We start from the raw sequence: 23148 nt of genomic DNA, 5'->3' as shown, positions 1-23148 counted from the left end.
CTTTCGCTAAAGGTTCAGACACCCCTTCGCACTTTGCGGGGCTCACTTAGAATTCACCAGTAGTTACTCTCCTTGTCATCACATTTATTTTCTCATTAATTATTAATGTATTTTTAATATATACCCCGTTTTTTAATTCGTCAACCCAAAATGCGTTAAATATCGTGATGTTTTTTTAAATACCACAGTAACAACCCAATTGGGATAACTGAAATGATAATAGAAACGACCCAGCCCCAGGGTTGCTTATCCATCGGTAAGGGCATGTTCATCCCCCAGAAACTTGAAAAAATAGGTGGGATAGCTAGCGCCAGTGACCAGACTGTCAGTAACCTCATCGTGTTATTAAGGCTGTTATCTAAGATGTTGCTATAACTGCTGACCACTTGTTCAACGATTTCAGCCGCAATATTAGCCATTTCACGGCCTTGTTCCACTTCAACCCTTAAATCCTTGAGGTGCTGCATTTCCGTGTCCGATAAAGTCAGCGGGTCATCGTCAGCATCTGACATAACCTGTACCTGCCTAATCGCAATCACGTTATTGTTAGCCGCGGTTTTTAGATAAACCAGCCGCTTATCTAAATTAGATAGCTGTGTGATCTGCTTATTGCTTGGTCGCTTCTGAAAAGTCTCCAAAGCCTCACGTGCTTTATTCATCTCGTCAATGCGGTCCAAGTAATCTTCATTTAGCCTAAAAATCAAGTTGAAGGCAATCATCATCAACGTATCCGTCGGTTCTTTTGCTTCAGTCTTAACGTCCTTGATTACATCTTTTAACAACTCGGAAACATAAGCATTCCTAGGATGAGTGACTGTGATCAAGTTTTGGCCCTTAATAATCATACAAAAGGGAACCGTTTCTAAATATTCGCCGCTATCTAAGCCATCTTCCCCATGGTTCACTGAACGAAAAATCAATAAACTGCAGCCAGTTTCCGTGTCGTAATCAAATCGTGCTCGCTCACGAATATCTCGCATGTAACCAATATACTTTTTCTTAATCTGGTAGGTCTCTCTCAACTGGTTGAAATCGTGGGTATCAGGCTGATCCACTGAAATCCAGTTTAGGCCCTGCCAAAGCTCATGTTGTGCAATCATAGCGTGCCCCTTATCCGTTCTTTTCTTCCTATTCTACAACTTTTCGGCATGCTGTGATTTCATTGCCAGTAGAATGATAGCGCAATGCTGACTGTCTCAAATCAAATGTAACTATATTCATCATTCAGATTTAATTTGCACTTACTTCAAAGTTCGTGTAACATTATTCTCATACAAAACTAATAAACGTCAGTGAAGTAAGACTAATATCCTCTTTGATATTCTGGTATTAAATATTAATCTACTTATTGAAGATAGCGATTAGTTAATTCTTCGGGGACATCTCGTTTTTATGTGAAAGGGATTAGAAATTATGAAACGAAAATTAAGTGCGCGTCAAATGCAGATGATTGCGCTCGGCGGAACGATTGGTGTCGGGCTGTTTATGGGCTCTACATCAACCATTAAGTGGACCGGGCCATCTGTCTTGATTGCTTACGCCATTGCTGGGATATTCCTATATCTCATTATGCGGGCGTTAGGGGAAATGCTTTATGTGGATCCGGATACCGGCTCATTTTCAAAGTTTGCTACCGAATATATTCACCCATTGGTCGGCTACTTAACAGCCTGGAGTAACATTTTCCAGTTTGTGATCGTTGGTATGAGTGAAATGATTGCTATTGGTGGTTACTTCAAGTTTTGGTGGCCCGGATTACCTGCTTGGATTCCAGGGATTGTTGCCATCACCTTCCTTTGTTTGGCCAATCTGATTTCAGTTAGGATGTTTGGTGAACTGGAATTCTGGTTTGCTCTGATTAAGGTGGTCACGATCGTTTTAATGATTATCGTTGGTCTTGGTCTAATCGTCCTTGGGATCGGTAATCATCTCCACCCCATTGGTATTTCTAACATTTGGGCACACGGTTTCTTTACCGGTGGTTTTAAAGGCTTTGTCTTTGCCTTATCAATCGTGCTTGCTTCCTACCAAGGTATCGAACTCATCGGTGTTACCGCTGGTGAAGCTGAGAACCCGCAACAGACACTGGTTAAAGCCATTCGTTCAACCGTCTTCAGAATTTTGATTTTCTACATTGGCGCCATCTTCGTTATTTTGAGTATTTATCCATGGAATCAACTGAATAACGTCGGTTCGCCATTCGTTGAAACTTTCGCTAAAGTTGGGATCACTTCTGCAGCTTCAATCATTAACTTCGTTGTGATCACTGCGGCACTGTCAGGCTCTAACTCAGGGATCTACAGTGCTAGTCGGATGTCTTACACCTTAGCGAATAACGGTCAATTACCACAGCGTTTCTTAAAGTTAAACCGTCATGGTGTACCGTTCTATTCTGTCATTTCGATTTCCTTGGGGATTTTCTTAGGGGTTGTTCTGGACTTCGTTTCACCATATTTCTTTAAAGATGCAAGCAACATCTTCGTTATGGTGTACAGTTCCAGTGTTCTTCCTGGTATGATTCCATGGATCGTTATTCTGGTCAGTCAGCTTGAATTTAGAAAGCAACACAAGGATTCTATGGCTAACCATCCATTCAAAATGCCGTTATCACCATGGTCTAATTACTTAACACTGGCCTTCTTGTTTGTGACGCTGGTCTTCATGTTCTTTAACCCTGAAACCCGTGTCTCAATCTTGGTTGGTGTCATCTTCTTAGCATTCATGACAATCCTGTATTTCGTTAAGTTCCACGGAAAAGTCAAAAACATTTAACTAAACAACCAATAGAATAAATAAAATAACCGAGAAGATCTGATTTTGATCTTCTCGGTTATTTTTTGGGATTCGAAGAGGAATCCGATGTCATTGATTATTATACTTTGATAACAGTGACGCGTTCATCACCATTTGGGGGCTCAAAGTCTTTTCTTGTTCAGCTAACTAATTTTGCCGTTTTCCTTTAAATGTCAGCCATCTGGTTAAGCCGCCGATAGCTAGCAAAGCATAACCCAAGATTGAAACCGGCTTTTCTGAACCTTCATTTAACTGTGGCATGGCATTTTGGATTTCTGAAGGCTTGGATTGTCCAATGCCTGTGCGGCCAAAAACGAATTGCCCATCAACTGAAGCTTTTCTTCCTAATCCAGTGGTAGCCTGTAATTCAGTGGTAGTTTGCGGCTCAGCCTCACTGTCTTCAGCAATCAAGCTTTCAGTTTGCGGTTGATCATGCGCCTTAATCATCTCAGGAGCGTGGTCGCCATCAACACCAGTTGTCACTGTTTGATTTGGCTCTGGCTGTGCCGGTGTCGTTGGCTGTACCGGCTGTGCAGGTTGAGGAGTTGATGGCGTAGTCGGCCGAGCGGGTGTTGTGGGTTGACTAGGTTGAGTTGGGTCATTTGGTACTGTCGCGTACGCAACAGCGAGAGCGGGACCCACAGCTGCCTTAGTGTAAACTCGAACGCCGTCAGGAACCTCACCTTGCACATACGTGTGCGGAACATTCGTCGTTGGTACCTGTGTCTTAACCTGGATACCATCTGGTACTGCACCTTGCACATACGTGTGCGGAACATTCGTCGTTGGTACCTGTATCTTAACCTGAATGCCATCCGGCAAACCATATTCCACATGTGTGTTGTCAGTTGGTGGCACTTGGGATTGAATATCCCAACGATGCGACTCCCCGCCAGTGATATTAACAGTACTTGCAACGATGTTCCCGTCGATATTAACACCTGCGTTAATAGTGGCATTAGGAGCAAGAATACTACCCATAAATCGACCGCTATTAAAATTAAACGTTTGATTCCCTGTACCTAGGTTCCATAAAACGTGATTGGGTTCATTGTGTGATTCACCATTACTTAAGGTCTCTTGCTTAGTGTGATCACTACTATATACTAACTGAACCTGAGTCGAAATATTTTGTACACCTTCTGCAGGAATATCGGTGACATTGATTACGATTGTCGGACTGTTTTTATCTAAACCCTTAATTGTGAAAGCCTGCGGTGCACTAAGATTGCTTATCGGCACATTGACATAAACAATGCCATCAGAAGATGTTGCGTTAGTAACATCGACATATCGCTGATTTTGATCTGAAAAATCTTTTTTAACACCATCAGAATCTACTTGACTGGAAAAATCAGTTGATTCTTTAAGGAGAGCTGCAAAGACTTGATCAAAATTAATGTATGTTTCTCCGTTAGTATCCTGAGAAACATCTCCCGGCTTCAAATTGGTAATCTGAACACCGTTGATTGTGACCTTGTTGTTCTGAGTGCCCACTTGAATCCCTTTTCCAAGAACAACATGGTTAGCTGTAGTATTTCTAAAGGCATTGCTGATGACGTTTGACCCTAAATTTTGAATATAATAAATATCACCGGTAGTTAGATTATCAGAGGTGCCACGAGTACCGAAATCATTAGAATTCTTCAAGGTCCCAACCGCTAAATTACCATTTGTATCAGCATTTAAACTCGCTTGCTTAGCAAAAATATGAAATAGAGAAGCAATTTTTAAAACATTAGTTGAATTTAGATGATCTGCGTCAATTCCAAGACTTTTTAAATACGCATCGTCTTTAATTTTATTAGTTGTATCAGTTTGAGTCGATTGAGTCGTTTTAGAATCACTAGACACATTGTCAGAATCAGTAGTTACCGCATTTCGACTTACCGCGCCACCATTATCCTCAGCTGTATTTTCAGTTGTTGAACTAGCTCTCTTATTCGGATCTGACACATCTGAATGACTACTGTCCTCACTATTCTTAGAAGTGGCATTCATAGATGGAACACTTGCAGAGTCAACACTTTTACTGCTTTGTATCTGTGTAGTAACTGTCCCAGGTGTGTCTTTCTCACTTGTTTGCGTCGTCTGAGCAACATTAGCTGTTGCGGTTTGCGCATTAGCGACCATCATGCTTAGTGTGAGACTACTCATCAGCGTTAGTGTGGTAACGCCGACTTTTAACCAGCATTTTTCGTTGTTACACCTAAATTGGCGTAAAGGCCCCTTGGTCATTTGATCAACTCTCTTCGACATTTCCATATGACAGTTCCTCTCTCTAAATTTAGTTTTTAAGTCAGTGGGTATTTATTCCAAATATGTACATGATTACTATACCACTATTGTTGCAAAATTAGTTGAGCAATCAAACAATTTAATAGGTTTATTAATAATTTCTACATATCCATAATTTATCCGTACAAAAAAGTAGTGATCAGCACCGGGCTAATCACTGCTTTCAACAGATAAACGCGTTACCCTATTCCAATTTCACAAGATGAGGTTTACCATAAAAGTAACCTTGCCGATAGGGGATATTGAGCCTATCAAGTAACTGATCTTCTTCAGCTGACTCCGTACCTTCAACGACTAATCTGATGTGGTACTTATCAGCAATTTCTTTCCAAAAATGAAGCTGATCAATAATCTTGGATCCTTTGTTCTCATTACGAAAATTCTGCATCGCAAATTTGATCTCGTTGGCATACGCTAATAGTGGCTTGATATTCTCATAGCTATTGCAACCACTGCCCACATCGTCAAGGCTGATTTGCACCCCGTTTTGAGCGTAGCGTCTCGCAGTTACAAGCAGCTTATCTTCGGGGACAAGTTTGTCGCTTTCTTCTTCAGTAACCTCTATAATCAACTTAACTGGGAAAATTTCCCGTTGAACGTCGATCAGTTCCGCTTCCATTTGCGGGTCAATAAACTGACGCCGATTCAGGTTAAATGAAATAGAACCGACTTTCAGCCCAATCCGGCGAGCCGTTTTCTTCAATAAACTTATCTGCTCATCCACCGGAATAGCTGCAAAATTTTGTGGCAGGCTCCAATGTTCATCATCGTACTTACGAATTAACATCTCGTAACCAACCAGTGAATTGGTGAATTTATTCAGTTGTGGTTGGATAAAGTACCTGTACACGAACATTGCCTCCTTAAATTTATTTCAAATTGATTATATCATTTATAAAATGCTTTTTTACCGATTCGCAAAAATTCTGATATTATTCACTAAATTGTATACGAAATGAGGGTTTGTAAGCATGAAAGTCATTATTATTGGTTGTACACACGCTGGCACGGTAGCTGCTACTGAGATTTTGAAGAATCATCCAGAAACCGACCTGACCATTTACGAACGGACCGATAACTTCTCTTTCCTATCCTGCGGAATTTCTCTATACCTTGAAGGTAAAGTTAACAAACTTGAAGATATGTTCTATTCTTCACCTCAGGAATTAAGGGATATGGGAGCCACCGTTCATGACCAACATGATGTTCTAAAAGTTGATGCCAAGTCTCATACCATTCAGGTCGCCAACATGAAAACTGGCGAGGTCTTCAACGATGCTTACGACAAACTAATCATGACAACAGGCTCATCCGTCATGGTGCCGCCCTTGTATGGCATTGATAATACGAGGGTTCTGCTGTGTAAAAATTACCAGCAGGCTCAAGAAATTTATCAAGCAGCCCAAAAATTTCACAACATTGCCATTATTGGTGCTGGTTACGCTGGCGTTGAATTTGCTGAGGCGCTTTCCGGAACGGGCCACCATGTGACCCTCTTTCAGGCACGATCACAGGTACTCAATAACTACGTGGATGACCAAATGTCTGATTGGGCCGTCCAGCAGCTGCAAGCTCACGGTGTGGATGTCCACTTAGGAACGGAAGTCAGCGCGTTTACCGGCGATGATAATGCGGACCAAATTACGATTGAAACCAATCATGGTAATTTCAAGACAGAGATTGCCCTTGTCAGCACCGGATTCACACCCAATACCGATCTCTTAGCAGGTCAAGTTAAGATCGAACACCACGGGTCTTTCCTGACGAACCGGTTCCTGCAAACAACAAATCCAGATATTTACGCAGCGGGAGACTGCTGTATGGTGCGCTTTAATCCAACGGGAACACCGGCATATACGCCTCTCGCCAGTGTTGCTATCAGGCAAGGGATGTTAGTTGCCCATAATATTTTTGATCACACCCACCCCTATATCGGCACACAAGCCAGTTCCGCTTTGTCCCTATACGATCATGCGTTAGCAACTACCGGTTTAACCCTGAAACACGCACTCAAGCGTGGGATTGAAGCCGATAGTGTCACCTTCGATGGTACTTGGCGGCCCGATTATATGCCATCTACTGATCGACTGACCATCGTCCTTGTTTACGACAAAAAGAGCCGTCGGGTTTTAGGCGCGCAGTTCCTCAGCAAGCACGACATTACCCAGTCGGCTAACGCCATCTCAGTCGCTATTCAAAACAATAATACCATTGATGATTTGGCGTTCGTTGATATGCTGTTCCAGCCCAACTTCGATTATCCCTTCAATTACGTTAACCAAGTGGCACAGTTGGCCATTAACCAAGAAGCTGCAGCTGGTAGAACTCAACCGAACTTTACTGCGCCTGGCTACGAAAAACCAGATCAAAAATTATAATTCAACTTATGTAAAGCAACTCAATAGAACACAAAATAAGCACTGTCCCGAACATATTCGGGCAGTGCTTATTTTTAGCTATAAGATGACCATCTTTTACTTCAAAAGTAATCCAACACCATAGTGAATGATCATGGTAATGATTCCGACAATGATGTTCCGGATAATCGCTGTTTTAACTAAGCCATTACCTAATTTGGCACTTAACAAACCCGTAATGCCAACTGAAACACAGACGGCTAAAATCGTTGCTGGCCATTGAATGGCAACTGGCGATAAAGTCATGGCTAATAGCGGGAACACCCCACCTGAAGCCGCTGAAAAGAGTGACGAAAAAGCAGCGTACCACGGATTCATATAATGGTTCAGTGTTAAATCGTACTTGACGTTTACCACTGTTTCCAGTGGTTTCTTTGCCATCAGTTCATTCGCAATCTTAGTCGCCGTTGCTTCAGTAACACCGCGATCGGTATAGTGGTTGACGACGGCCGAAAGTTCAGCCTGATAGTCCGTTTTAAGTAACCGGCTTTCAGTTCGCACAACTGATTCTTCAGTATCTTTTTGAGTGCTGACTGAAGCATATTCCCCAGAAGCCATTGAAAACGCACAGGCGAGTAAATCTGATAATCCCGCGATAAAAATCGTAAACTGATTTGGCGTTGCAACGGCCACACTGAACAGGACACCAACGACGGTTAGAATCCCATCGTTAGATCCCAGTACACCCGCACGTAACGTGTTTAACTTTTCTTCCATCGTTTGGGTGGACTTTTTCTTCTTTTGTTTCATGACGATCTCACTCATTTAAAGTCCCCCCTAAACATTTCCAATCATCGTCCCGATCAAGTATGTCACTAGCATGGTCAGCACACCTGAAACAACGTTTCTCAAAACCCCGTTACCACGCTTTGCGTTTCCTAAGGTAGCAGCACTGAAGCCCGTGATGGCTAGTGCAATGACCACCGCCGCAAAAGTTCCCCAAATTCTGATAGCGGTGGGTAACATAGTGATTGCTAATAGTGGTAGAATAGAGCCGATAGGAAACGAAATCATTGAGGCAATCGCGGCAGCGTATGGACTGGTATATTCACCAACATCAAAGCCATACCGTTCGCGAACAGTGGTTACCAATGAATCTTGGTTCATCATTTCCTTTGTCGCCTGTTCAGCTAATTGTGGATCAATGCCATCGCCAACGTACTTTGCCTTAACAAAGTTGAATTCATCGTCATAACGATTAGCCAGAGCTTCTTTCTGGTTCATGATTGCTCGCCGCTGCGCATCCTTTTGTGTGTTTACTGAAACGTATTCGCCCATTGCCATGGATACCGTACCGGCCAGCATTCCTGAAATACCAGAAATAAAGATTGCAAAACTGTTGGTCGTAGCACCAGCAACACCAATAACGATACCAGCAACTGACAAGATACCGTCGTTAGCTCCCATAACAGACGCACGCATAATGTTGATCCGTTGTGCTAAAGTTTGCTTCTTCTTCATAAATATCAACCTTCTTTCTACTTTAGAATTATTCTTATCTACAAGCCTTATTCTAAACTCTCTTCAGGCAAAAGTAAAATACTTTTGCAGATTTTTTTGATTACGGTCAATATTTGGAGGTTTCTATGGAAGAAAAAGTGGCCAAATTTCGCCAACTATACGCTGCAACCCGTGATGCAATCTTAGCTGGACCGCTCTCGAAACAGCAGCTCTCGGCCTTTACATCACAACTCAACGAACTTAAACAAATCCCATTATCTGGACTGACTAAAAAACTTGGTCAGGCCTATTTAGATTTAGTGAGTGAAAATCTCACTTATGCCACCCACCAGCTGTTCTTCGTTTTAAACTTAAATCATGATCATTCAACCATTCCATTACCGATTTCACCAGAACAACTACAGGTCTGGAAAAAAACAAATGCCGCTGAGTACACGCTGTTCACACGTAATCCCTTTCTCTACAACGGCTTATCGCTGGACGAAACAGCCGCAGCTGCGCTTTTGTAACATGCTGTTAATATTTCGAACATGCTATAAAGAAAAACACCGACTCTTCCAAAACATGAAGAAACGGTGTTTTTTCATCTATTTTCATAAACTTTCCACAATTATACTTAAAATAGTGCAGCTGCTAACTCTCATTTTTTAATATATTTCTTAATTGTTTGAAACATTCTCGTTACGTGGCGCTTTCATATTTCTGATTATTACACGAATGTGACAAGGTTTCTAAAATATGACAGATTTCGGATTTAATGTAGTTATTCTGTTACTGAAAACCAGATTTCGCATGTTATAGTATTACTCGTGGCAAGGATAAATAATCCTTTTCTTATAGTCACATTAATCTAGTTCCTATGCTTAACGCATAACATCGAAAGGTTGGTTATCCACTTTATGTTACCAAAATCATTTGTTTCACGTAGTTTAGTCATGTTCGGTACTTTAATCGGTCTCGGTTTTACTACTATCTCTGCTTCCGCTAAAGAATACACTGTCAAATCAGGCGATAGCCTTTGGAGCATCGCTCAAGACAACAACACCACTACTAAGGCGCTTGTTAATGCTAACTCCCTGAAGTCCGCTAGCGCTGTTATTTTACCAAACCAAAAGTTAACCCTTCCTACTGGTTCAAAAGCTCACACGAGTTTGAAGATCAAGCCATTGAAGGAAAGCACTTCAAACAGTAAGCCAAAGCAATCAGCAACTAAAACAGCTACTAGTGGCTGGACAACGATGGTCGCAACAGCTTACGATCCAGAAGTCGCAGCTGGTGGGCAAGGCACTTCAATTCCCACCGGTACTGGTGTAGCAGCTGCTTTAAGCCGTTACCCTAAAGGCACCCAGTTAGAAATCAAGTTCCAAGATGGTCATACAGAAAACCGTGTTGTGAACGATACTGGTACTTTTGCCTACAGCAATCCCAACCAGTTAGACATTTCCATGACTAACGCCGAAGCAATGCAATTTGGTCGTCAATCAATCCAAGTTCGCGTTGTGGGTTAATTCTAAAACACGAATAACAAAGTAAACGGACCGCCACGAAATGTGACGGCCCGTTTTTTAATTCCTACTGATAGCTGAGTCTTGTCTGCGCCGTTTTTAACCGTTCCTGTGCTACAATATTGTCAAATAGCATCTGGAGGTAATAACAAATGGGAAAATACATCGTACATTCAACTTTAAGACCAGCTGGGACTCAGGTGATGAATCAAACTGGTGGTCACACTTACCTAGCTGATGAGCCATTAGTGGCAAAGGGAACCGACGCTGCCCCTAATCCAGTTCAGTACCTGTTAGGCGCTGTTGGCAGCTGTATGAGTGTCACCGCTCGTGATATTGAAAATTCACGGGACACACTACAGGTTAAAAAATTCAAAGTCGACGTTACCGGTGAGACAGCGACGTTCAGTGATGGAACATCTAAGGTCACTCACATGAACATCAAAATCACCGCTGAAACCAATTTAACCCCCGCCGACCACCAAGCTTTCTTAAATGAAGTCGTTAAAAAATGCACCGTTCATGAATCACTAGTGGGTGCGATTCCAATGGATATTACATTCGAATAGCCGGATTTAAAAAGCAGCCTAATTGCCAGTCATGCTCGACTGACAGTTAGACTGCCTTTTTGTGTTTAAAGCGCCATCTTTAAAGTTTCCAAGACACCATTATGGTTATTATCAAATTGGGTTACGTGAGCGGCAGATTGACGAATCTTATCCGCTGCATTCTTCATGGCAAAACTGTGCGGTGTCATGGTCAACATGCTTAAATCATTTTCATTATCGCCAAAGGTCATCAGTTCGTCATCCGCCACTTGGTAGTGGTCCTGTAAAATCCGGATACCAGAACGTTTCGTGGCATTCACTGAACCGACTAAATCAGTGTTAAACCCTGACGTTTCGTTGGTCAGTTTTGCTGGCAATACCTTAGCCAGCTTAGCAGAAGCTAAGTCAAAATTAATGCCAGGCGTAAAGCTAATGGCCAGCTTGGTAAACTGGTCCTTCACCTTCTTAGCGGCAATGGTGGCTAAATTATCCACCGCAAACACTGGCCGGTAATAGTATTTCACGATTTTTAAAACTTCCGGATCCATATCACGGTTAACGTAGGTGCCATGCAAACCAGAAACCACTTCCTGATTGATCAAACCGGGCTCAAAAGTTTTCCGTAATAGCTGAATCACACCATGGACTTCTTCATCACTGATGGCTTCAATATGCTGCAGCTTGTCCCCACTGTGCACAATCGCGCCATTTTGGGAAATATAGTCCATCTGATCGGCCACTTCAGCAAATTCGTGCCGCAGTCGCTGATATTGCGAACCACTGGCAGCAACGAAATGAATGTGGCTGGCTTTCATCTGCTTAAATAGCGATAAAAACAGTGCCTTATCATATTGACGCTGGTCATTTAAAAAAGTGCCATCCATATCGACTGCTACCATTTTGATCATTTCATTACCCCGCTTCTTAAATTTTCCATATCATTTATGATAACGAAAAAAGGTGAAGTCTGCACGTGAATCTCAGATTTCTGCCTTATTCTTAACCTTTTATCGGTTATTCTGCTTGCAAATTCATCAAATACCAGGTGTCACAGGCACCGTGTTCTGACTGTGAAAGTGGCTGCTGCAACGGTTTAAAACCCACCTTGTGGTACAAGTGGTTAGCAGCGGTCATGGAAGCAAACGTCTCTAAGTAGAGTGATTGGTAATGTTCTTTAGCATAGTCAAAGCAGACCGGTAATAATTGTGTAGCGGCGCCGTTCTGCCGATATGCAGGATCAACGTATAGTTTCTGCAATTCAGCAATTCCCCGTTGCGGATCAATGGGGCCAACACCGCAGCCACCCATAATTTGATCATTGTCCGCCACTGCCACGAAGTATTTAGCAACTGGCGTCTGCTGGTACCATTCGCTCAAATGGTCAACAAAGGGATCAAAATACGCTGTCCCAGGTAAGTTTAAATGCAGCTGTTCCAAAGAAGTTCTCAGTATTTTTGCCATCTGAGCATCATCCGTTGGTTTGATTTCTCGAATTTTCATATGTATGTCATCTTCCTTTTAGTTAGTGACTAGCATTATACCAATTAAAGGAAGATGGGAAAAGGCTAAGCCGAGACTTGCCAGTTTTGCTTGTCCATGGCCATCTGCCAAAAAGCTAATTCATAGGCACTGCTGCGGACAAATGACGTCTGCATTTTATTTCTCAATTCAGCATCCGATTGATCAGCCTCTTGATTAGTCAGCGCAATCATCTGATCAACACTGCCGGTATAATCGTCGCTGTCGTAAGTTTCAATCCAACGCTGATACAACTCCACGGGCGACCCTTTAGCAACTAAGTGCTGGCCAATCTGGTTATACAGCCAGTAGCAAGGTAGCAGTCCCGCAATGGCTTGCTGCGGTGTCCCTCGATAAAGTTCCGCGTACATATGGTTCACATAGTTGTATGCCGTGGGTGCGATCGGTGTCCGGTCGATTTCATCCTGGGTGATCCCTAACTGTTCAAAGAAGCCCTCTCGAACGGCGATTTCGCCGTCCTTCAATCCTTGGGCACCCTCCAATAGGAACTGTTTGCCGTGGGCATCGTCGACTTCATTCGCGATTAATTCGTGTAATTTGCCAAATTCACTCAGATAGTAACGATCCTGAATTAAATAGTAGCGAAACACGTCCTTTGGCAGTGAACCGACCTGCAGTTCGTGAATAAACGGGTGCTCAAAGCTTTTCTCCCAGAAGGGTTCAGCTGCTTGATGAATCTGATCAGTAAACAATAAAAAAACCTCCTCAAGCGACGAAAACTGCTGAATAGAAAAGCCGACCAGGAATAGGACCCCGGTCGGCAGTTTTATCGCAAAAAATCACGTTAACTTTCCTTCGCGAGGGTTAACTCACAGGTTCGAAGGGTTCGGTCCATGACCGTCTCAGCAATTTGCGCCCCTAGTTAATATACGTTGAGTATAGCATGTTTTTTCGCTGCAACCACAAAAAAGTATCATTTTCACTTGTAAAAGCTAGTCGACGTGGTACTATTAATTAAACTTTTCAAATAATTTCTTTAATGTTCCTTTAATAAATACTGATAGGTTGAAATTTTCATGAAAACGACAGACTATCTTCCCAGATTTCAGTCTGACTTCCCTTATGTAACTTGTTTTCATTAACTTTTTGACTTATTAGACCTTCCCAAAGTTAAGTTCAACGTGTTTCCCGAATTTAGCCGCAATTGAAAACTATTTCTTACTTTCGCTTAATGCCCTGAAATTTTCATAGCAATCTAACTGATTGCTTTTATTGACCGAAAAAGCCCATTCATTCAAGCTTTCCAGAAAATAAAATTTAATGAAAAAGGTAATGAAACAACCGGATATTTTAACTATACCATTGAGTATACTTGAGTTGACATATCCCGTTAGTTACCTTATATTTCTAAGGCATAGGAGCGTGATTAACTTGCAAAATAGTAGCCTAGACCAAAAGTCAATCAACGCCTTAAGATTCTTAAGCGTTGATATGATTCAAAAAGCCAATTCTGGCCATCCCGGATTACCCCTTGGTGCTGCACCAATGGCGTACACTCTGTGGACTAAACAGCTAAACATTAACCCTACTGATCAGCAATGGCCTAACCGCGACCGGTTTATTTTATCAGCCGGACACGGCTCATCTTTGCTGTACAGCTTATTACACCTTTCAAGTTTTAACCTGACGATTGACGACTTAAAACAGTTCAGACAATTGGGCAGTAAAACGCCTGGTCACCCTGAATACGGTATGACGGATGGTGTCGAAGCCACTACGGGTCCTTTAGGACAAGGCTTAGGCATGGCGGTTGGTATGGCAATGGCTGAAACGCATTTAGCCGCCCAATACAACCAACCCGGCTTTAACATCGTGGATCACTACACTTATGCTCTTGCTGGTGATGGTGATTTAATGGAAGGCATCTCACACGAAGCCGCCAGCCTTGCTGGTCATCTTAAATTAGGCAAACTGATCGTCTTATATGACGATAACAGTGTCTCATTAGATGGTCCCACAGACATGGCTTTCACTGACGATACACCAAAACGCTTTGAAGCCTACAACTGGCAGGTTCTGCACGTTGCTGATGGCAATGATCCAGAGGCGATTAACGCCGCCATTGAAGCTGCCAAGCAAAACACCGATCAGCCAACTTTAATTGACGTTAAAACGATCATCGGCTTCGGTGCGCCTAACGCCGGTACAAACGGTGTTCACGGTAAGCCGCTAGGTGATAACATGGCCGCTACCCGTGAAAAACTCGGCTGGGACTATGAACCATTTGATATTCCAGATGATGTTCGCCAGAACTTCGAAACCAACGTTAAACAGCGCGGCATCGCCAGTGAACAGCAGTGGCAAGCACTGTTTGGCAATTATTCTGCTCAGTATTCAGAACTCGCTGAACAATTTCTACAAAGTTTGAAGCCCCTTTCAACTGACATCCAACTACCTGTCAGCCACGTCGGTGAATCTGAATCCGGTCGGAATACCAGTCAACGGATCATTACCGCGATTTCAGAACAGCTCCCTAGTTTTTGGGGTGGCAGCGCGGACTTGTTCTCATCAAATAAGACTAACGTCAAATCTGCTGATGCCTTCGAACCTGATGATCTTCTCGGCAAAAACGTTTGGTTCGGCGTTCGTGAATTTGCAGAAGCCGCTGCCGTTAATGGTATGATGCTACATGGCGGCGTTCGGCCTTATGCCAGCACCTTCTTCGTGTTCTCAGATTACATGCGGGCCGCGATTCGCTTAGCTGCCATTATGAGAATCCCGTCAACATTTGTCTTCACCCACGACTCCATTGCTGTTGGGGAAGATGGCCCAACTCACGAACCAATTGAACAATTAATGAGTTTCCGCGCTATGCCAAACGTTAACGTGATTCGACCAGCAGATATCAATGAAGCCATTGCGGCTTGGAAGGTTGCGCTAGCCTCGACTGAAACACCAACGATGCTTGTATTAACGCGTCAAAATCTGCCAACCTTACCACAGTCTGATACTTTGGCAGCTGAGGGTGTTCAGCGCGGTGGCTATGTCTTATCACCCGCAAAGAACGCTACACCTGAAGGGATTTTGATTGCTACCGGTTCTGAAGTCCAACTGGCACTGGCAGCCCAAAAGCAGCTCAGTGATGCCGGCCACGATGTTTCAGTAGTCTCACTGCCATCATTTGAACTTTTCGATGCTCAGCCTGCCGAATACCGTGAACAAGTCCTGCCAAGTGCTGTGACCCGTCGTGTTGCCGTTGAAATGGGAACTTCATACGGCTGGGAACACTATGTTGGCCTGCAGGGTAAAACGGTGGGAATCAACAACCGTTTCGGTGAATCTGGCAACGCTGACGCAATCATGAAACATTTCGGGTTCACTGCTGATAATGTGGCTGCAACCTACTTAAAAGCATTTAGTGAAACTGCTGCTAAAGCTTAAATTTATGAGGTGAATAATAACATGGCAAAATTAACATTTAACACCAAAATTTACTCTGATGGCGCTGACTTGGAAGATATGAAGGCCATCAATAAAAATGATTTTGTAACTGGCTTTACCACTAACCCTAGCTTACTGAAGAAGGCTGGGGTCACTGACTACCTGACATTTGCTAAGGAAGCCGTCGCCACCTTCCCTGACGAGGCCATCTCGTTTGAAGTGTTCAGTAACGACTACGACACGATGCTCAAGGAAGCTAAAATGCTCCATAACCTTGGCCCGCACGTCTACGTTAAGATTCCAATCCGGACCACTTCTGGTGAACCAACGACTGATCTCATCCATGATTTGACAGCCGATGGCGTTCAAGTTAACGTCACTGCCATTGCGACAGTCGATCAAGTGAAGGAAAGCGTTGACGCTATCGTACCTGGTACGCCAAGCATTGTATCGATTTTTGTGGGCCGGGTTGCTGATGCCGGTATCGACCCAATTCCGTTCGTCGAACAAAGCGTTGCCTTGACTAAGGACCGTTCTGACGTTGAACTGCTTTGGGCAAGTACCCGTGAAGTTTACAGCATTACCCAGGCCGAACAGTACGGCGTAGACATCATTACCGTGCCACCGACCATTATTGATAAATTAGTTGCAAAAGCTGGTCAAACCGGCGATGATATAACGATGAATACCGTTAAGGGCTTCGCCGCTGATATTGAAGCCACTGGTTTGAAGATTTTGGGTTAATTAGCTTAACAATTACTGAAAAACCGTCTACTGATTAGTAGGCGGTTTTTATTTGACTCAACTTCACAGCACTGATTGTAACGACTATAATAGTGAGCTACATGCAACGACAGGAGGAACGGAAGATGAAATTTGTGATTGCGCCCGACTCTTTCAAAGGTGGCATGACAGCCAAGGAAGCTGCCGATGCCATTCAATTAGGGCTACAGCGGGTTTTCCCAGCTGCCGAATTCGAAAAAGTGCCCATGGCTGACGGTGGTGAAGGTACCGTTCAATCACTGGTTGACGCCACGAATGGTCAGCTGATTAGGAAACACGTCACAGGACCGCTGGCGACAACCGTTCAGGCAACCTACGGGATCCTGGGTGATCAGGAAACTGCGGTGATTGAAATGGCTGCTGCCAGTGGGCTTCAATTTGTCAATGACCAGACACATAATCCCCTAATCACAACAACTTACGGCACCGGCGAACTGATGCTGGACGCGATGTCTCGGGGGATTAAGCGAATTATTCTGGGGATTGGCGGTAGTGCAACCAACGATGGTGGCGCAGGAATGGCACAGGCTTTAGGGATTAAATTATTAGACGAGGATCATCATGAATTACCCTTTGGCGGTGGACAGCTCCATCGTTTAAACCAAATCGATACCACAACGATTACACCATTCATAGCGACAACTAAAATCATTATTGCCTCAGACGTCACCAACCCACTAACTGGACCAGATGGCGCATCCGCCGTCTTTGGTCCTCAAAAAGGCGCAACACCGGCAATGGTAAAAACCTTGGATGCCAATCTCAAACACTATGCTGATATCATCAACCGTGACCTACACCTTGATTTAGCTAATCGTCCAGGCGCTGGCGCAGCCGGTGGCCTTGGTGCAGGCCTATTAGCCTTCACCAACGCTGAAATGCAACGGGGGATCGACATCGTTGTTGACTATTCTCACTTAAAGCAACGGGCTCAAAATGCCGACTTTGTCTTTACAGGTGAAGGCGGCATCGATTATCAAACCAAGTTTGGTAAGACCCCCTATGGTGTCGCGCGGGCAACTAAGTCGGTTGCCCCAACGGCGCCCGTTATTGTCCTAGCTGGCAACGTTGGCGAGGGAATCGATAGTCTCTATGATAAGCGTAGCATCGATGCAATTTTTCCAATTGTCCCCGGCGTTGTCACTTTAGAGGCTGCTATTAAGAACGGACCAAAGAACCTAGCATTGTTAGCAGAAAATGTTGGTCGCTTAATTAACAGTATCCAAATTAAATAAGGTCTATGAAGTAAATACCATCCTACACTAGGCAAAGTCATTTAAAATAACTGCTTGTCTAGAATCAAGCTGTTCAATTGTGGTATTCTATATTAATGGTAACTATTATCATTTAACTTAGGAGGCAGCCACGATGCTGTTAAAGCGTTACAAAAAATTATTCAGCACTTTACTAACACTTGCGTTCATCGCAACCATGCTAGCGGGCTGCACATCAAAGACCACCGCACCACAACATTCACATCAGATCAACGTGGTGGCCTCATTAGATTTCTATGGTGAAACCGCCAAAGCCGTTCTGGGCGATAAGGGAACGGTCACTTCGATTATTGATAAGCCCAGCATGGAACCCCATGAGTATGAGCCAACCACTAATACAGCGAAACTCGTCAGCAAAGCCAACGTGATTGTTTATAATGGGTTAGGCTACGATACCTGGATGAACCGGCTCTCCGCTGATAGTACGGGCACCACCAAGATCAACGTTGCCCAAGGCATTATGAACAAGCAAAATGGTGATAACGAACATATTTGGTACAATCTGAAAACAATGCCAAAGTTAGCCAATGCGCTGGCTGAGCAATTTGGCAAACGCCAGCCGCAAAACAAAGCCTACTTTAAGCGAAATGCGCAGCGTTACATTCAGTCGCTAAAGCCATTGGACCAAAAAGTCGCCCAGCTACGGCGCAACAGTCGCCAGGCTCGAGTCAATGTCAGTGAGCCGGTGTTCGATTATTCGCTCACTGAGATGGGTTATCGTCAAAATAACAACCATTACGCACAGGCTGTGCAAAATGACACCGACCCTTCCCCTAAAGATATTAAGCAGATGCAAGCTGATATTCGCCACCATAAAATTGCGTTCTTCGTTGTTAATACTCAAGAAATCAGTAAAATGACCACGAATTTACTTTCACTAGCCAAGAAAAGCGGCGTGCCAATTGTTCGCGTCACTGAATCACAGCCAGCTGGAACAACTTACAAAACCTGGATGATGCTTCAATTTAACGAGGTTCAACGTGCGCAGAAAGCAGCCCGATAAAAAAGCGTGTGCGACACAACTCAAAATATGAGTCGTGCCGCACGCGCTTTAATATTACTTATTCAAAAATGCCTTCACCATTTTTCTCGTATCCTCATTAGTTAACGCATTGGCTAAGACATGATCGACCAGTTGCGCGCACTTAGCCGTATCCAACGATTTCATCGTACTCCGAGTTCTCAGAACTGAGCTGGAACTCATTGAATACTCATCAAGGCCCATTCCCATCAGTAAGGGTAGTGCTACCGCATCGCCGGCCATTTCACCGCACATCGCTGCTATTTTGCCCTCCTGATGAGCGGCATCGATCACATGCTTGATCAGTTTTAATAACCCAGGATTATAGGGTTGGTACAGGTAAGAAACACATTCATTGCCGCGATCAGCCGCGAACGTATACTGAATCAAATCGTTCGTGCCAATGCTGAAGAAATCAACTTCCTTAGCAAACGCTTCAGCGAAGATGGCCGCAGCCGGTACTTCAATCATGATACCTAGTTTGATATCATCGCCAATACCTGGCTCATCCGCCTGCAACTTGTGCTTTTCTTCGGTAAAAATGGTCTTAGCCTGCCGAAACTCTTCCAGCGTCGCAATCATCGGGAACATGATCCGTAACTGACCAAATTGGGATGCCCGAATCAAGGCCCGTAACTGTGTCCGGAAGACTTCTTGTCGCTGCAGCGAGATCCGGATTGCTCGGTACCCTAAGAAGGGGTTCATTTCTTCTGGCAAATGGAGATAACTTAACGATTTATCACCACCAATATCCATTGTTCTAATCACAACGGGTTTGCCCTTCATCACTTTGACCACCCGCTTATAGGCTTCAAACTGCGCCTCTTCGGTGGGCAGATCACTGCTATCCATGTACAAAAATTCGGAGCGGAACAAGCCAATCGCGTCTGAACCAGCTTTTAACACATCCCCTAGGTCAGTTGGCGTCCCAATATTTGAGGCAATCTCAAACTGTTTGCCATCCGCCGATACCGATGGCGCGTCAACTAGCTTGGCCCACTCTCGCCGTTGCGCCTCGAAATACTGGGCCTGTTTCTGATAATCGGTAATTTCTGCCTGACTTGGGCTACCGATGGCTTCACCGGTTAACCCGTCTAAAATTAGCATGTCACCGTTTTTAATCTGTTGCGTCGCATCAGTAGCACCGACAACAGCGGGGATTTCCAAGGTCCGCGACATGATGGCGGAATGACTGGTTCGACCGCCTAAATCCGTGATAATGCCCTTTATATACTGCTTATTCATCTGTGACGTGTCGGATGGCGTCACTTCATGGGCAACCAGAATGACCGGACTGTCAATTCCAGCTAGATCTGGCAGCTCTTTTCCGAGTAAGTGACTCAAGACCCGCTTAGTGACATCCCTGACATCAGCGGCCCGTTCCTGCATGTACCGATTTTCTTTCATCGCTTCTAGGGTATTAATGAAGTGATCGGCAACTGCTTTAAGACCCGCTTCCGCGTTGATGTGCTGTGTTTTAATCAGCTGTTCAATTTGTTTGATCATTTCTGGATCCGTTAACAGCGCAATATGGGCGTCAAAAATGGCCAGTACTTCCTTATCTAAATGACCAACAGCCCTGCCTTTGATCGTTTTTAAATCCTCAATTGACGTTTCAAGTGCCTGGTGTAATCGGTTGATCTCAGTATCGGAATCAGCAACCGTCACCTTTTTAAAACTCAGATCCGGTGTGACTAGTAGGTAGGCCTTAGCAATGCCTATGCCATCACTGGCTGCAATTCCTTTAAGTTTTATCGACAAAATAGCTACCCCTATTCCTAAAAATCTAACTGACTAGATACACTGACTGACACTCAGTCAGCTAGTTGTGATTACCGTCAGTCGTTTGCTTAGAGCGATTTTTAACGGTCACAATTCGACTGGCAATCAAGACACAGATTACGAAAATCAGAATTCCCGTGATGATCCCTGCTTGACCATAACTGCCGAGGTTGCCCAACAAAATACCGGGAATCAAGTAGTCGGTATCGGCGAAAGTCGACGCTGATAGCTTGAGTGTCCCCAGAACTGGCAGGATAAACAGTGGCAACCAGCTGATGAGTAAACTATTCACAGTCGCGCCGATAATCGCACCGCGACGGCCACCAGTAGAATTACCATAGATACCGGCAGCTGCACCGCAGAAGAAGTGACCCACAACGCCTGGAATAATCACGGTGGTTCCCAGCGCAATCATAGCAAACATGGATAATGTCCCAACGATGAAACTAACAAAAAAGCCTAATAATACAGCATTTGGCGCGTATGGAAAAATGATGGGCACATCCAACGCGGGTTTGGAATCCGGTACCAGCCTTTGGGCAATCCCTTGAAAGGCGGGCACAATTTCAGCCAAGATCATCCGAACACCTTGTAAGACCACCACAAAACCTGCCGCAAAGGTCCCTGCTTGAACTAACGCGTAAATAATATAATTTGATCCGGCACTGAGATTTTTCTCAACAAAACCGGGTCCCGCAATAATAGCTAAAACAATATAAACAATCCCCATCAGCAGGGTAATTGAAACGGTGGAGTCACGCAAAAATCCAAGACTCTTGGGGATTTCCAAATCTTCAGTACTCTTTTTGGGATTACCAAACCACTTACCCATTAATCCGGCCGTAGCGTAACCAATATTGCCGGTGTGGCCCATTGCTACTTCATCGCCGCCAGTAATTCGGCGCATGAACGGCTGGGTCAGCGCTGGTGTGATCGTCAGCAAAGTGCCTTCAAAGACACCGCCAAGTACGATGGTCGTTAAGCCGGTTCCCAGGTGTGCGCTAACCAAAATAACGGCTGTCATGCAGGACATGTATAACATTGCCTGACCCGTTAGGAAAATGTATTTAAAGGCCGTAAACCGGGCTAATAAAACGTTTACAATCATGCCCATTAACATAATCAAAGCGGTGGTACTGCCGTACTTTACCAGTGCCATCGCGACCACGGCTTCATTACTAGGAACCACCCCTTGCACGTGCAGCGCAAACTTAAACATCTTCGCAAATGGCAGCAAGGAGTTGCTCAGGATACCGGCACCACCCGTTAGCACCAAGAAACCGGCAAAGGTCTTAATGGTCCCTTGAATGACTTCAGTAGTCTTCTTCTTTTGTAAAAAGAGGCCCAGCATCGCAATGATAGCAACTAAGATCGCCGGCTGAGACGCAATACTGACAAATAAATTCAAAATAGCTTTCATATTATCGTTCCCCCATTAAAGATGGTTACTCAGCAGTGTACTGAATGCCTTCCTTATCAAGAATGTCATTGACGTGCGCCTTGGTTTCCTGCTTATCGATCAATGACTTCAGCAAAACAACGCGGTCTTTTGGTAAACTGCTGACCGTATTTGCCAGCGTTGATTCAACAAAGAAGTAATCCGCTGCATCGGGAGTGGCACTGCCAACATCGGAGTGATCCACTTGAATATCACTCGTATCCACGTTTTCCGCCTTTAAGACGGCCTGAATATTCATTTGAACCATAAAGCTGGTCCCTAAACCACTTTGACAAACTGCAAGAATTTTCATGATAATTCCTCCTCATCAAGATAACAATAGACAACAATAAGACTCAAAGCGACGCATCTAGTCCCTTTAAAATAGCTAAAATCTGGTCAACTGAATCAGCCGCCAGAACTTGCTTGACAGCTTCTTTATTCGTTAAAAGTGTCATCAGCTGCTGAATGACACCAAGGTGGCTTTGACTATCAATGGCCGTCAGAACGAACCATAGCTTGACTGGGTGTTCCCGATCAACAAAGTTAACGGCAGAATTGGTTTTTAACAGGGACAAGCCAATACCATGTACGCTATTATCAGGCCTAGCATGAGCTAGGACGATCTCAGGGCCAATATTCATATAGGGTCCCTTCTCTTTGACGACGCCAATCATTGCATCAATGTAAGCTGGTTCAATGATCTTCTCATCCACCAGTGGCTGAGCCGCCAGCGCAATGGCTTCTTCCCAGCTGAGGTTCGCCCCGTCCGTGACTTGTAACGTTCGCGCATTCAATAATTCAAGTATGATCTCCGCCTCCTGTCGCAACGACTAACTTGTATACTGACTTGATTATATAAGGTAAGGAATTATTTCACAACTACAATCACGATTCCACGCAAAAAG

The 23148-nt window shown here is 44.1% G+C and carries 21 protein-coding genes and 1 riboswitch; of the genes, 9 read left to right on the top strand and 12 right to left on the bottom strand.

The window, feature by feature from the left end:
• Nucleotides 1-155 precede the first annotated feature (155 nt).
• Nucleotides 156-1100, bottom strand: a complete 945-nt coding sequence (locus tag IWT5_RS03725; RefSeq protein ID WP_089108600.1) for a magnesium transporter CorA family protein — start codon at nt 1098-1100, stop codon at nt 156-158.
• Between the two features lie 313 nt (nt 1101-1413).
• Here IWT5_RS03725 and IWT5_RS03720 point away from each other — a divergent pair, with 313 nt between their 5' ends.
• Nucleotides 1414-2772, top strand: a complete 1359-nt coding sequence (locus tag IWT5_RS03720) for an amino acid permease (RefSeq protein ID WP_089108599.1) — start codon at nt 1414-1416, stop codon at nt 2770-2772.
• Nucleotides 2773-2940: 168 nt separating this feature from the next.
• Here IWT5_RS03720 and IWT5_RS03715 read toward each other — a convergent pair whose 3' ends face one another.
• Both IWT5_RS03715 and IWT5_RS03710 read right to left on the bottom strand, forming a co-directional pair.
• Entirely contained in the window at nt 2941-5058 is a 2118-nt protein-coding gene (locus IWT5_RS03715; protein WP_089108598.1) for a collagen-binding domain-containing protein, read from the bottom strand.
• 217 nt (nt 5059-5275) lie between these two features.
• Nucleotides 5276-5941, bottom strand: a complete 666-nt coding sequence (locus tag IWT5_RS03710) for an EAL domain-containing protein (RefSeq protein ID WP_089108597.1) — start codon at nt 5939-5941, stop codon at nt 5276-5278.
• 121 nt (nt 5942-6062) lie between these two features.
• On the opposite strand from IWT5_RS03710, the gene IWT5_RS03705 reads away from it, so the two are divergent.
• Nucleotides 6063-7469: an FAD-dependent oxidoreductase gene (locus tag IWT5_RS03705; RefSeq protein WP_089108596.1), complete on the top strand. Its 1407-nt coding sequence runs from the start codon at nt 6063-6065 to the stop codon at nt 7467-7469.
• Nucleotides 7470-7565: 96 nt separating this feature from the next.
• On the opposite strand, the gene IWT5_RS03700 is transcribed toward IWT5_RS03705, so the two are convergent.
• Entirely contained in the window at nt 7566-8273 is a 708-nt protein-coding gene (locus IWT5_RS03700; RefSeq protein ID WP_225360209.1) for a VIT1/CCC1 transporter family protein, read from the bottom strand.
• A 12-nt stretch (nt 8274-8285) separates the two neighbouring features.
• Complete coding sequence (locus IWT5_RS03695) at nt 8286-8969, bottom strand: VIT1/CCC1 transporter family protein (protein WP_089108595.1); 684 nt, start codon at nt 8967-8969, stop codon at nt 8286-8288.
• Nucleotides 8970-9094: 125 nt separating this feature from the next.
• Here IWT5_RS03695 and IWT5_RS03690 point away from each other — a divergent pair, with 125 nt between their 5' ends.
• The 3 genes from IWT5_RS03690 to IWT5_RS03680 all read left to right on the top strand — a co-directional run bounded on the left by IWT5_RS03690 (nt 9095) and on the right by IWT5_RS03680 (nt 11043).
• Entirely contained in the window at nt 9095-9478 is a 384-nt protein-coding gene (locus tag IWT5_RS03690) for a hypothetical protein (protein WP_089108594.1), read from the top strand.
• A 390-nt stretch (nt 9479-9868) separates the two neighbouring features.
• Nucleotides 9869-10477, top strand: coding sequence for a LysM peptidoglycan-binding domain-containing protein (locus IWT5_RS03685; protein WP_089108593.1), 609 nt, complete (start codon nt 9869-9871; stop codon nt 10475-10477).
• A gap of 149 nt (nt 10478-10626) precedes the next feature.
• Nucleotides 10627-11043, top strand: a complete 417-nt coding sequence (locus IWT5_RS03680; RefSeq protein ID WP_089108592.1) for an OsmC family protein — start codon at nt 10627-10629, stop codon at nt 11041-11043.
• Between the two features lie 65 nt (nt 11044-11108).
• Here the strand turns inward: IWT5_RS03680 and IWT5_RS03675 are convergent, their stop codons facing one another.
• The 3 genes from IWT5_RS03675 to tenA form a co-directional block, all read right to left on the bottom strand.
• Nucleotides 11109-11930, bottom strand: coding sequence for an HAD-IIB family hydrolase (locus IWT5_RS03675; protein ID WP_089108591.1), 822 nt, complete (start codon nt 11928-11930; stop codon nt 11109-11111).
• A 106-nt stretch (nt 11931-12036) separates the two neighbouring features.
• Nucleotides 12037-12522, bottom strand: coding sequence for a GNAT family N-acetyltransferase (locus IWT5_RS03670; RefSeq protein ID WP_089108590.1), 486 nt, complete (start codon nt 12520-12522; stop codon nt 12037-12039).
• Between the two features lie 65 nt (nt 12523-12587).
• A complete protein-coding gene (gene tenA / locus IWT5_RS03665; protein WP_225360208.1) occupies nt 12588-13253 on the bottom strand; it encodes a thiaminase II in 666 nt (221 codons plus the stop codon).
• A gap of 81 nt (nt 13254-13334) precedes the next feature.
• Nucleotides 13335-13431: riboswitch (TPP riboswitch) on the bottom strand.
• A gap of 501 nt (nt 13432-13932) precedes the next feature.
• On the opposite strand from tenA, the gene tkt reads away from it, so the two are divergent.
• The 4 genes from tkt (at nt 13933) to IWT5_RS03645 (ending at nt 19002) form a co-directional block, all read left to right on the top strand.
• Nucleotides 13933-15942: a transketolase gene (gene tkt, locus IWT5_RS03660; protein WP_225360207.1), complete on the top strand. Its 2010-nt coding sequence runs from the start codon at nt 13933-13935 to the stop codon at nt 15940-15942.
• A 21-nt stretch (nt 15943-15963) separates the two neighbouring features.
• The gene (locus IWT5_RS03655; RefSeq protein WP_089108589.1) at nt 15964-16686 is read left to right on the top strand and encodes a transaldolase; all 723 of its coding nucleotides are present in this window, start codon (nt 15964-15966) and stop codon (nt 16684-16686) included.
• 125 nt (nt 16687-16811) lie between these two features.
• The gene (locus tag IWT5_RS03650; protein WP_089108588.1) at nt 16812-17960 is read left to right on the top strand and encodes a glycerate kinase family protein; all 1149 of its coding nucleotides are present in this window, start codon (nt 16812-16814) and stop codon (nt 17958-17960) included.
• Nucleotides 17961-18093: 133 nt separating this feature from the next.
• Nucleotides 18094-19002: a metal ABC transporter solute-binding protein gene (locus IWT5_RS03645; protein ID WP_225360206.1), complete on the top strand. Its 909-nt coding sequence runs from the start codon at nt 18094-18096 to the stop codon at nt 19000-19002.
• A gap of 54 nt (nt 19003-19056) precedes the next feature.
• Here the strand turns inward: IWT5_RS03645 and ptsP are convergent, their stop codons facing one another.
• From ptsP to IWT5_RS03625, 4 genes are all read right to left on the bottom strand, one after another.
• Nucleotides 19057-20781 (bottom strand): phosphoenolpyruvate--protein phosphotransferase, encoded by a 1725-nt coding sequence (gene ptsP / locus IWT5_RS03640; RefSeq protein WP_089108587.1) that lies wholly within the window; start codon nt 20779-20781, stop codon nt 19057-19059.
• A gap of 61 nt (nt 20782-20842) precedes the next feature.
• Complete coding sequence (gene ulaA / locus IWT5_RS03635; RefSeq protein ID WP_089108586.1) at nt 20843-22222, bottom strand: PTS ascorbate transporter subunit IIC; 1380 nt, start codon at nt 22220-22222, stop codon at nt 20843-20845.
• 25 nt (nt 22223-22247) lie between these two features.
• Nucleotides 22248-22553, bottom strand: a complete 306-nt coding sequence (locus tag IWT5_RS03630) for a PTS sugar transporter subunit IIB (RefSeq protein ID WP_089108585.1) — start codon at nt 22551-22553, stop codon at nt 22248-22250.
• Nucleotides 22554-22596: 43 nt separating this feature from the next.
• Nucleotides 22597-23037, bottom strand: coding sequence for a PTS sugar transporter subunit IIA (locus IWT5_RS03625; RefSeq protein WP_369688567.1), 441 nt, complete (start codon nt 23035-23037; stop codon nt 22597-22599).
• Nucleotides 23038-23148: the final 111 nt, after the last annotated feature.

This window comes from Secundilactobacillus mixtipabuli (assembly GCF_002217925.1).
Taxonomy (GTDB): domain Bacteria; phylum Bacillota; class Bacilli; order Lactobacillales; family Lactobacillaceae; genus Secundilactobacillus; species Secundilactobacillus mixtipabuli.
The sequence above is the reverse complement of the archived record's forward strand: the minus strand, read 5'-3'. Positions and strand labels throughout refer to the sequence as shown.

Bases quoted from the DNA above. Each gene is read 5' to 3' on its own strand.
- IWT5_RS03655 (WP_089108589.1), top strand. From the start codon at position 15,964: ATGGCAAAATTAACATTTAACACCAAAATTTACTCTGATGGCGCTGAC.
- IWT5_RS03685 (WP_089108593.1), top strand. From the start codon at position 9,869: ATGTTACCAAAATCATTTGTTTCACGTAGTTTAGTCATGTTCGGTACT.
- IWT5_RS03675 (WP_089108591.1), bottom strand. From the start codon at position 11,930: ATGATCAAAATGGTAGCAGTCGATATGGATGGCACTTTTTTAAATGAC.
- IWT5_RS03720 (WP_089108599.1), top strand. From the start codon at position 1,414: ATGAAACGAAAATTAAGTGCGCGTCAAATGCAGATGATTGCGCTCGGC.
- IWT5_RS03700 (WP_225360209.1), bottom strand. From the start codon at position 8,273: ATGAGTGAGATCGTCATGAAACAAAAGAAGAAAAAGTCCACCCAAACG.
- ulaA (WP_089108586.1), bottom strand. From the start codon at position 22,222: ATGAAAGCTATTTTGAATTTATTTGTCAGTATTGCGTCTCAGCCGGCG.
- IWT5_RS03680 (WP_089108592.1), top strand. From the start codon at position 10,627: ATGGGAAAATACATCGTACATTCAACTTTAAGACCAGCTGGGACTCAG.
- IWT5_RS03670 (WP_089108590.1), bottom strand. From the start codon at position 12,522: ATGAAAATTCGAGAAATCAAACCAACGGATGATGCTCAGATGGCAAAA.
- IWT5_RS03695 (WP_089108595.1), bottom strand. From the start codon at position 8,969: ATGAAGAAGAAGCAAACTTTAGCACAACGGATCAACATTATGCGTGCG.
- IWT5_RS03725 (WP_089108600.1), bottom strand. From the start codon at position 1,100: ATGATTGCACAACATGAGCTTTGGCAGGGCCTAAACTGGATTTCAGTG.
- IWT5_RS03645 (WP_225360206.1), top strand. From the start codon at position 18,094: ATGCTGTTAAAGCGTTACAAAAAATTATTCAGCACTTTACTAACACTT.
- IWT5_RS03630 (WP_089108585.1), bottom strand. From the start codon at position 22,553: ATGAAAATTCTTGCAGTTTGTCAAAGTGGTTTAGGGACCAGCTTTATG.
- IWT5_RS03705 (WP_089108596.1), top strand. From the start codon at position 6,063: ATGAAAGTCATTATTATTGGTTGTACACACGCTGGCACGGTAGCTGCT.
- IWT5_RS03690 (WP_089108594.1), top strand. From the start codon at position 9,095: ATGGAAGAAAAAGTGGCCAAATTTCGCCAACTATACGCTGCAACCCGT.
- IWT5_RS03650 (WP_089108588.1), top strand. From the start codon at position 16,812: ATGAAATTTGTGATTGCGCCCGACTCTTTCAAAGGTGGCATGACAGCC.
- IWT5_RS03715 (WP_089108598.1), bottom strand. From the start codon at position 5,058: ATGGAAATGTCGAAGAGAGTTGATCAAATGACCAAGGGGCCTTTACGC.